Raw genomic sequence first — 5,799 nt, 5'->3', positions numbered from 1 at the left:
TAGACTCGTCTAACAAAAAATAACAGGCGAAAGTATAAAATAACTCCTTGACGGAAGATTACCAAGTCCGCTAAGACTAAGCTTATACACTCTGGGTGCGCCACACTCTCAAACCCGGAGTCAAACGATAACCTGACCGCGTGCAATGTAACGAAAATGGCGGAGCTATCGCCCGTTAAGTCGAATCCCATTCTGAACCACTCGAGGCAAGTATTTAGTTGCACCCGAGCTCACGCGTCGCTGCGCTTGCTTTCAAAACTCCTACCCGCTCTAGTTCGTATTAGCTAATGCCCCGCGGCCCCATGAGCGCCCTACCGATCCGGCAGTGTCGTGACAGCGGAAGCCACAACATCCGGGACCACCCCGTCGACTTACAATCTCAACAAACAACATAAAAACCTTGCTCTTGTTTGCACCTTTGCAGTTCCCAAGCGTGGACTAGTAGTGGCAAAAACTTACAAGAGTAATCCCAAAGTGGCATCATTGCAAGAATAAATGCGCGAATAGTCTTCAAAAGTGCTTGACGGAAGATTGCACTTGCGTACAAACTGACAGTACAAACTCTGGGCGCGTCATCTGCCCCTGAAACCAACGACCAAAAGTTAATCTAACTAGGGTCGTGTGACAAGAATGGCGGAGCGTTGTCCATTGAGTCAACCTAGCCTGATTTACCGATGCAGATGGCCTCACCCTAAACTGTCCCGACTTATTTATGTCGCCAAGCCAATCTGTGTCCTGGTATGCCGTCCGGGTTCGGACCAAATCCGAAGTTCTCGTTAGTTCTTTCTTCGAGCAGAGGGGACTCGAATCCTTCGCCCCCACTTACGAGCTACGCCGTAAGTACAGCGACCGCATGAAGCGCGTCGAAGCCGCCTTGTTTCCCGGGTACGTGTTCTGCCGCTTTAACGCTTGCGCGTCGCTTCCGGTGCTCTCCACTCCGTCGGTCCAAAACATTGTCGGGTTCGGCGACGGACCCCACCCTGTTTCCGACACCGAAATCGAAAGACTCCGCCATGCCGTGGCCGCCGGCACGCAGCTCACTCCGACCTCCTGGCTCTCTTCCGGTTGTAGAGTCCGCGTCCGTTGCGGCCCGCTCGCCGGCATCGAAGGCTACTTAATTAACGTCAAGAACCATCAGCACCGCCTCGTCATCTGCGCCGACCTGCTGCAAAAGGCAGCCGCCGTCGAAGTCAACATCGACGAAGTAGAAGCAGCAGGCTGACGTAGAAGCCGCATTCGTAATCCAAACCTGCCGCCATGTCCGCGTCGCCCATCACGCCCTCAGCCCTGATTCCGGACGGTCTGGCGCCGCGTCGCCATCTCGACTCCTTCTGGTTCGCCGTTCGGGTCCGCGCGCGCTCCGAACTCCGCGTCAGTGCCGTCCTCGAATGCAAGGGGTACGAGTCCTTCGCGCCCACCTATCGCCCGGCGTGCGAGGACCGCCGCGTTCGACTCAGAGGCCCCGGACTCGCGCTCTTCCCCGGTTACGTTTTCTGCCGCTTCTCACCCCAGGAACTGCTGCCTATCGTCACCACTCCGGAGGTTCAGAACGTCGTGTCCATCGGCGCCCTCCCTGAGCCCATCGGTGAAAGCGAGATGGATGGAATCCGCCGCGGCATCGAGTTCGGCGCCGGTCTGCAGCCCCATCCTTACCTGACGGTCGGTCAGCGCGTTCGTGTCAACTGGGGCGCGCTCGCCGGCATCGAAGGCGTACTCGTTCAGGCCAAGAGCGCGCATCGTCTCGTCATCGCCGCCGAGTTGCTTCAACGTGCCGTTTCACTGCACATCGATCGTGACTGTGTAGTCGCTATCGGATCGTGAATGGGTAGGACTTGTCCAGACGTTTCCGATCTACGCACTAGCCGTCTTCTTGCAAACGGGCCCCGCTATACCAACCTCGGAGAACCACCGGACAATGTCTGTTCTTAACAAGAAATCGCGCATGGTCAGCTTCCGTTTATCGCCGCTCGAATTCAGCTCCGCAAAAGAGGACTGCGATCGCCGCGGCGTCCGTAGCGTCTCCGGCCTCGCTCGCCGGGCGCTCCTCGGCGTCATCGCGCAACACCACCCTGACCCGCATTCCGCCCTCTTCGGCGAAGCGTCCATCAACCTTCCGGTCGATCTCCCGGTAGATCTTAAGCTCGAGCGCCTCCGCATCGAGATTTCCGACCTTCGCGCTCAGTTGAATCGCCTCCGCCAGACCCTGTTGCCGTGGCTCGACCTATCCGCGACGCCCGCGTCCCCCTCCGTCCAGAAAGATGCCCCCGGCACCGGAAACAGGACCCCGTCAACCGTGGCCGCTTCAACCGGCTAACTTCATCGCATTCCCATTACAGCGCCTTTAACCCGGCCCCCCGGAATTAAAACCCCTCGGCTAACAAATCGGAGCAATCACCATGGCGGCACTTGTAACTAAGCTCATCCCGGACCCGCTTTTTCCCGGACATCACGCCGGATCAAATCCCGATCCGGACGGCGCCGAAGCCTGGCATCCCGGCAGCGCCCTTCATCACGACCGGCCGCGGTCAGCAACCGACAACACCCTGCGTGCTAGCCGCTCCATCGCCGTGCTCGCCGACCTCACCGCCCTCTGGTGCGCCGCCCTCTTCGCCATCGTCCTGCGATTCCCGCTTGGCATCCTGCACGACAGTCTCGGCAAAACCACCAGCGCCACCATTCACTCCGGCTTCCTGCTCCTCTACTCCGGACTCGTTGTGCTCTTCTGCAACACCCAGCAGCTTTACACGGCCTACACGCTATGCTCCAGCCGCTGGGAGGCACTCGCTCTTACTCGAGCCGTGAGCATGGCGACCGTGCTTCTCATCGCGTCCGTTTGCCTCTCCGGAGTCACGTCGATCTCGCGCCTGGTTATCGCCGTCACCATGTTCACCGGACTCCTCGGGATGTTCGGCTGGCGTCAGCTCCGCCGCCGCTGGGTTCGCAAAGCCATCGCCGAAGGCTCCACCGGACATCACGTCGCCATCGTCGGGGCCGGCCCGCTAGCCCGTTCGGTCGAGAGTTTCCTACGCGCCAATCGCGATTTCGGCTACCGAGTCGTCGGCTCCATCGCCCTCGCCGGCGACACCGCGCTTGCCGGTTGTCTCGGCACGGTCGACCAGCTCGCTTCCATCTGCCGCGCCAACTTCGTGGACGAAATCATCGTCTGCGCGCCCGACCCCGACTGCGCCTGCCGCATCACCGCCAGCGCCCGCGATTGCCGCGTCGCGGTCCGATTGATCCCCGAATTCTATGGATGGGGCGCGCCCATTGATTACCTCGGCCCCTTCCCCAGCATCTCGCTCTTAAGCCGCAACATCCCGGCCGGAGCTTTAATCGTCAAGCGAGTTATCGATATCTGTGCCTCCGCCGCTATCCTGACAGTGCTCGCGCCATTGCTCCTGATGCTCGCCGCCGCGATCGCGATCGATTCACGCGGACCCATCTTCTACTCCTCCCACCGCGTCGGCCGCAAAGGCCGCGTCTTCGGCTGCTATAAATTCCGCACCATGGTCGCCAACGCCGACGGGCTCAAAGCCCAGCTCTCGCATCTCAACGAACGCGACGGTGTGCTCTTTAAGATCGCGAATGACCCGCGTATCACGCGGCTCGGCCGGGTGTTGCGGAAGTACAGTCTCGACGAACTCCCTCAGTTCTGGAATGTCCTTAAGGGGGATATGAGCATTGTCGGACCGCGCCCCCCGCTCGCCGATGAGGTCAAGAAGTATGAGCTCGAATACCTGCGCCGGCTGGAAGTGGCGCCAGGAATTACAGGACTGTGGCAGGTGGAGGCGCGTGCAAATCCTTCGTTTGACCGGTATATTGCGCTGGATCTGCAGTACATCGAGAACTGGTCGCTGTTTATGGACCTCAAGATTCTCGCTCGTACGGTGGCTGTCGTGATGGCTGGCACTGGACAGTAGCAGTAAATAAAGAGACTCCCTATGAACCGATCCACCTTGCTCGCAATTCCTCTACTCGCAATCGCCGGCGTTGCACCCGCGCAGGAGCGGGTGCAACCCGTCTCCGCAACAGTAGACGCGAAACCCGACACGAACAAAGTGCCTAACACCGATTCGAGCCGGCAGCTCCCCCCACAAATCCCCTTCACTGGAACCGCCGATTCCGATTACACGCTGGGCGCCGACGACCAGATCTCACTGACCGTAGTGGAACTCGACGATCAGTTTACCGACAAAGTTTTCCGCATAGAGATGAGTGGCGATGTAAACATCCCTCTGGTTGGGCGGGTACGCGCTACCGGTCTGACGGTCAAACAGCTGGAAGAATCGATTGAGAAATCTCTCGGCAAGATTTTGAAGGAGCCACAGGTGGTCGTTGGAATCGTGCAGTTTGGTAGCCAGCCCGTCTCAGTATTGGGCGAGGTAAACACTCCGGGTGTACACCAAGTCAAAGGACAAAAGAATTTACTTCAGGCGCTTTCGCTGGCCGGCGGTTTTACCGAATCTGTCGGAAACACTGTAACGATCACCCGAAACCTGCAGTGGGGACCGATCCCTTTGCCCAATACACATGACGACCCCAGCGGTCAGTTTAGCGTCGCCACCATCAGCGTGAAAGAGATATTGCACGGCGCAAACCCAGCAAAGAATATCTCGGTTATGGCTGACGATGTCATCACCGTATCCAGAGCTGAGATAGTGTACGCGGTTGGCTCAGTAAATAAGCCGGGCGGTTTCCTCCTAGGCCAAGACGAAGGTCTCTCCACTTTGCAGGTGCTCTCTCTCGCGGAAGGTTTAACCAAAACCGCGGCGCCCCAGAAAGCAATGATCTTACGCTTAGCCGAGGGATCAAAACAACGAACCGAAATAGCGGTAAATCTGAAGACGTTAATGCAGGGGAATGGAAATGACCTTCCACTTCAGCCTGGTGACATATTGTTTGTACCCAATAGCGCGGGGAAAACCGCTACCTACCGCGCGTTAGACGCGGTGCTTCAAGGCGCCGCATTTGCGAGATATTGACAACCATGGAACCCATCGAGACACTTCCCCAACCCGCACTCATAGTGAAACGCGCGCCCGAGAGCCTCGGAGCGGCATACGCTGACCCGACTCCTCAGTACTATGCTCTTAATGCCGGCACAGACGCTCACCCCGGCGACCTATTCGAATACTGGAGAATCGCCCGGCGCCATAAGGTAAGTCTCCTTCTATTTACGGTCTGTGGAATGCTGCTTGGGATCTTGGCGGGCATCCCGCAAAAGCCCATTTACAAGGTGAGCACGTCCGTTGAAGTCCTAAATTTGAACGAGGACTTCATGAACATGAAGCAGACTAATCCTACGACCAGCAGCGACGATTCGTACGACACGTCAGAAGAGCAGACGCAGGTGAAGCTTCTGCAAAGCGATTCGCTACTGGAGCGGGTGATTCTCACCTTAGATCCGAGCTACCCCAAACACTCGTTCAATTTGCCGGCAACGTCTGGTTGGCGAAAGTTACTGAATTCGCCGGAATCCGTGAGGCTGACGGAACGCCAGGTTCTCCTAAATCGAATTGCTGACAGTCTGAAGGTCCGCGGCGTATCCCGTACTCGCGTTATTGAAGTGACTCTTAAGTCCACGGACCCGAAACTCGCCGTCGCTTTCGCGAACACCCTCGCAAACGAATTTATCGAACAGAACATTGAAGCTCGCTGGAAAACCACCCAGCGCGTAGGCGAGTGGCTTTCACGGGAGCTTAACGAAGAACGGACAAGTCTGCTCAGCTCGGAAGACGCGTTGCAGAAGTATGCCCGGGAATCCGGCCTGATCTTCACGGACGACAACACGAATGTCGC

Annotated in this window: 6 protein-coding genes; all 6 read left to right on the top strand. The window is 57.8% G+C overall.

Annotated elements, in window-relative coordinates:
- Positions 1 to 712: 712 nt before the first annotated feature.
- Entirely contained in the window at positions 713 to 1,222 is a 510-nt protein-coding gene (nusG, locus tag H1Y01_RS12705) for a transcription termination/antitermination protein NusG (RefSeq protein WP_180540889.1), read from the top strand.
- A gap of 35 nt (positions 1,223 to 1,257) precedes the next feature.
- Positions 1,258 to 1,821 carry a transcription termination/antitermination NusG family protein gene (locus tag H1Y01_RS12700; protein WP_180540888.1) on the top strand — a complete coding sequence of 188 codons (564 nt, stop codon included), beginning with the start codon at positions 1,258 to 1,260 and terminating at the stop codon, positions 1,819 to 1,821.
- 94 nt (positions 1,822 to 1,915) lie between these two features.
- Entirely contained in the window at positions 1,916 to 2,314 is a 399-nt protein-coding gene (locus H1Y01_RS12695) for a hypothetical protein (protein ID WP_180540887.1), read from the top strand.
- A gap of 82 nt (positions 2,315 to 2,396) precedes the next feature.
- Positions 2,397 to 3,920, top strand: coding sequence for a sugar transferase (locus H1Y01_RS12690; protein ID WP_180540886.1), 1,524 nt, complete (start codon positions 2,397 to 2,399; stop codon positions 3,918 to 3,920).
- A 21-nt stretch (positions 3,921 to 3,941) separates the two neighbouring features.
- A complete protein-coding gene (locus H1Y01_RS12685) occupies positions 3,942 to 4,982 on the top strand; it encodes a polysaccharide biosynthesis/export family protein (RefSeq protein WP_180540885.1) in 1,041 nt (346 codons plus the stop codon).
- 5 nt (positions 4,983 to 4,987) lie between these two features.
- The coding region (locus H1Y01_RS12680; RefSeq protein WP_180540884.1) for a GumC family protein at positions 4,988 to 5,799 on the top strand (812 nt) is incomplete at its 3' end.

Source organism: Nevskia soli (genome assembly GCF_903970205.1).
GTDB lineage: Bacteria > Acidobacteriota > Terriglobia > Bryobacterales > Bryobacteraceae > Bog-113.
This window is presented reverse-complemented; position numbering and strand designations above follow the sequence as displayed.

Bases quoted from the DNA above. Each gene is read 5' to 3' on its own strand.
- nusG (WP_180540889.1), top strand. From the start codon at position 713: ATGTCGCCAAGCCAATCTGTGTCCTGGTATGCCGTCCGGGTTCGGACC.
- H1Y01_RS12700 (WP_180540888.1), top strand. From the start codon at position 1,258: ATGTCCGCGTCGCCCATCACGCCCTCAGCCCTGATTCCGGACGGTCTG.
- H1Y01_RS12695 (WP_180540887.1), top strand. From the start codon at position 1,916: ATGTCTGTTCTTAACAAGAAATCGCGCATGGTCAGCTTCCGTTTATCG.
- H1Y01_RS12690 (WP_180540886.1), top strand. From the start codon at position 2,397: ATGGCGGCACTTGTAACTAAGCTCATCCCGGACCCGCTTTTTCCCGGA.
- H1Y01_RS12685 (WP_180540885.1), top strand. From the start codon at position 3,942: ATGAACCGATCCACCTTGCTCGCAATTCCTCTACTCGCAATCGCCGGC.